Genomic DNA, 3536 nt, shown 5'->3' with positions numbered 1-3536 from the left:
CGCTTATAACGAATCTTAAAAATTCGATTATAAGCGTTTTTTTTGGTCTATAAAAATGACACAAATCAAAACAGACGATGTTTTTCAGTGCCCTCACGATAGTCCAGGGCTTTTTTATGGGTGATGTGGAATGGGTGTTAGTAGCAGGCATTATATTATTTAGGAACGTATACAGAATATATAGGATTTATGACTTTTAAATTATAGTCTGCAGTTAGAGCATTCTTGTCATTTTTATCATCAACTGGAAAAAAAGTATTTAGTCTTCTATAAGTATTTGCGCCTCTTATTTTTTCAGATGTATAGATAATGTAATCTTGTTCATGTATTTGAAATGCAATTTTATTTATTTCTTTGCCAATTAAAAGCATTGAAGTATCTATAATTGTTATGATTTCTTTTATTTGAGTACTTAGTATTCTTGGAATAAACATTTCTTTATGAAAACTCTTTTTAGTGTCAAATTGCTTAAGAATTTTTGCGAAATGTCTATTTAAAATATGAATTAAACTGAATTCATTGAATTCAATTTCTATTCCATTTAATTCCGATATAAAATCAGCGGAATCTAAAGACTCGAAAATTTCAAGTGATACACAGTATATCCATTTTGAATGCAAAATTATTGCATTCTCTTTTGTAATATAGTTTGAAGTATAAATTCCTTGAATATTATTTTTATATTTCGACAACTTTTTAAGCTCCTTTATTTCTTCTCTAGTTTCCTTTGTTGATTGATGAAGTAGTTCTTCATCATGTACTGTAGTTCGAACAATAGACTTCCATTCTTCTATTTTGATTCTCAAATAAAATAAGTCGTTATTTTTTTCTTTATTTTTAACGATATACTCAACTCCTCTTCCGGGTTTAGTTATTTTACTTTTCTTAAAACCATAGATATCTCTCGCATATATTAAATAAAGAAATTTGAATTTTGGATTGTCACAACAATTATAGTCTTCAATTTTTCCATCGTTAAGAAATGAATATTTTACACCCATATAAAAAAAATCTTTTTCATGTTCAGTTAGAAATTCTTCAGCGATTGTTTTTATTTTTAAAACTTCAAATATTTGTCTAGTTCTAATTTGTTCAGCTGTTCTATCAGCATTCGGATTAAGCTCCAATTCTTGTATTGAAAAAGCCATATTTGTCTTTAAAAGTTGGTTGTTGTGAAATGCTTGATGCTAACTTGTACATACGCGATATTAAGTAGATACAATCCACACAAAATGGGGTTGCTTTGCTCTACTTTGTAGCGTTTTTTTTCAAATATATAGAATTCGTACATAAAAAAGCTCTAAACGTAGTTCAGGGCTTTTTTATTGGTGTTAGCAGTTGGTAAGATTTTACGATTTAAAAACTTCTGTCAAATTTATTTTTTTTAAAAGATGTTCAATACTTAAATTTTCTATATTGTCGTATCTACTCATGTTCTCAAGTATTCTTAAAAATAAATCTCCTTTTTCTGTTTTATCTATGACTGAATTAATTAAGAGTTTTGCTTTGCCTGAAATATCGTGTTCATATAGGTTAGCTCTTTGATATGGATAAGTCAGATAATTATTATAGGTGTTAACTAAGTAAACTTCCAAACGAATTATTTCGCTTTCGGTATTTTTATCGATTTTTCCCATCATAATTTGTAAAAATTCTTTTTGCAATTCTACAATATTTATTGTTTTGCAATTTATTTTATTATAAAAATCCTCGTGTATTGTTTTAATGTAAACTAGAAAAAGAAAAAGTTGTGGAATTACATAATTATTACTTTCAAAAGAACGTAAAGCTAGTCGTGAATGTGAAAAAATTTTTTCTTGTTGTCTTAATGAAATTGAACCATTTGAGAATAGTATAGAACAAATATTTAGGAAATTATTTTTATCTAATTCTAGTTCTCTGTGTTTCTTTCGATCTTCTAAATTAAAAAACTGATCAAATTCAAAATAGTTATATAGATATTTGTGGAATATGTCATTTTCAGGATTAGGTATAGTGTATTCAATATCAATAAATCTTCTCAAATATTCATCAGCGTCAATCTTGTCACTTCCATAAACTCCTCTAACAGAATTTCCAAGTTCAATTTTATCAATCGATAATACGAAAACAATATTTGGAACCGAAAAAAAATGTTTTATTTGCTCTAAAATTGATACTGCATAATTTGGTCTACAGCGATCAAGCTCGTCAATAAAAAAAATAAGGGGCTTTCCATCATTTGTATTTGCAATAAATTCTGAAAGACTTTTGTGAAACTCTTTAATTCCCTTTTTCTTTTTAGCATATTCATTGACGTCATTTTCAAAAATATCATTTAAACTTTTTGTAGCATTAACTAAGGCATCTTTAATTCCTGTAGCATTTATATATTTATCAGCAATAGATTGAACTATTATTGGAGCAATATGTTTTGATAGAATAGCAGCATTTTTTAAAGCTTTTTTAAATCTTGGTTCAGTAGCTTTAGTGGTTAAATTTTTTAGTTCTCCCATTAAAGCTATTAAAGCATTGTTTTCGAAATCATTTTCCCAGGCATTAAAGTAAACAGTTCGGAAATCTTTATCTTTTAAATCTTGTTCCCACATTTTTATAAATGTAGTTTTTCCTGTACCCCATTTATTATTTATTGCTAAAACAAAACCATTGTTGTAAGAGTTGACTAAATCTAATAAAACATTTGCGTATTTTTTTCTTTCTAATTTACAATTTGCAAAAGGGTTATCAGGTTCGATATCAATATTGTTATGTCTAATACTCATTTTTTAAATTTATTTATTTTCGATTTTTTTTATGTGCTGTTACTTGTATACATGAGATAAACATTCGTATGTACACTCTTTTTTAAGTAAATAATCAAAGGTTTTTTAAAATTTTAATAATTTCAAATATATAACTAATTCTTACAGTAGAAAACCCTATACGATAGTCTAGGGCTTTTTTATTGTGAGTTTAAATCTTTACAAAAGTATTTACAAAATTTATAAACTCATATCTTCGATTGTTGACTTGTTAATTATTTCGATCTGTTAATCCTTTAAAAATTAATAATTTTACGTTTTTCACATTAGCCTAATATAAATGTAGATTATACACAAAATCAACGATTTCTTTTTCACACTATTTCCCGATTTGAGTTCTGATGAAAAGGCTACAATAACTGACGCAATAAAAAAACAGTATTCGTACGGCCCTTATATTCCAAAAGTAACTTCGTATGAAGATTTTGTTGTAATTGACGTGGATACAGAAACTATTTTAAAGCAAGATGCTGACTATAAGGTAACTGTTGCTTTGTGCGAAAAAGGAAAATTTGATGATGCTAAAGTATTCCAACATAAACTGATAAATAAAAACCCTACTAAGATAATTAGTTTTATATTATTATTTTGTTTCTATAAAACTATATTTATAGAATTCTACAAGTATAGTTTTATGGAATATGCTGCGACCTATTCACGATGCAACTTTTTCAAAAACTTAAGATAGTTTTTAAGTTTTAATTTTCTGTTGCGCGGCTGAAATCGGAAATAACT

3 protein-coding genes are annotated in these 3536 nt (G+C 26.8%); 1 reads left to right on the top strand and 2 read right to left on the bottom strand.

Annotated features, from left to right (window positions below; genetic code table 11):
• Nucleotides 1-155: 155 nt before the first annotated feature.
• Nucleotides 156-1148 carry a hypothetical protein gene (locus tag BUA03_RS16260; protein ID WP_066082224.1) on the bottom strand — a complete coding sequence of 331 codons (993 nt, stop codon included), beginning with the start codon at nt 1146-1148 and terminating at the stop codon, nt 156-158.
• Between the two features lie 201 nt (nt 1149-1349).
• Entirely contained in the window at nt 1350-2762 is a 1413-nt protein-coding gene (locus BUA03_RS16255; protein WP_066082222.1) for a KAP family P-loop NTPase fold protein, read from the bottom strand.
• Between the two features lie 370 nt (nt 2763-3132).
• Between BUA03_RS16255 and BUA03_RS16250 the strand changes: the two genes are divergently transcribed.
• Nucleotides 3133-3489 (top strand): hypothetical protein, encoded by a 357-nt coding sequence (locus BUA03_RS16250; RefSeq protein WP_072675760.1) that lies wholly within the window; start codon nt 3133-3135, stop codon nt 3487-3489.
• Nucleotides 3490-3536: the final 47 nt, after the last annotated feature.

This window comes from Flavobacterium fryxellicola (assembly GCF_900143245.1).
Taxonomy (GTDB): Bacteria; Bacteroidota; Bacteroidia; order Flavobacteriales; family Flavobacteriaceae; genus Flavobacterium; species Flavobacterium fryxellicola.
This window is presented reverse-complemented; position numbering and strand designations above follow the sequence as displayed.

What these genes read in the sequence shown, in the direction of transcription:
- BUA03_RS16255 (WP_066082222.1), bottom strand. Translation starts at nt 2,762, where the DNA reads ATGAGTATTAGACATAACAATATTGATATCGAACCTGATAACCCTTTT.
- BUA03_RS16260 (WP_066082224.1), bottom strand. Translation starts at nt 1,148, where the DNA reads ATGGCTTTTTCAATACAAGAATTGGAGCTTAATCCGAATGCTGATAGA.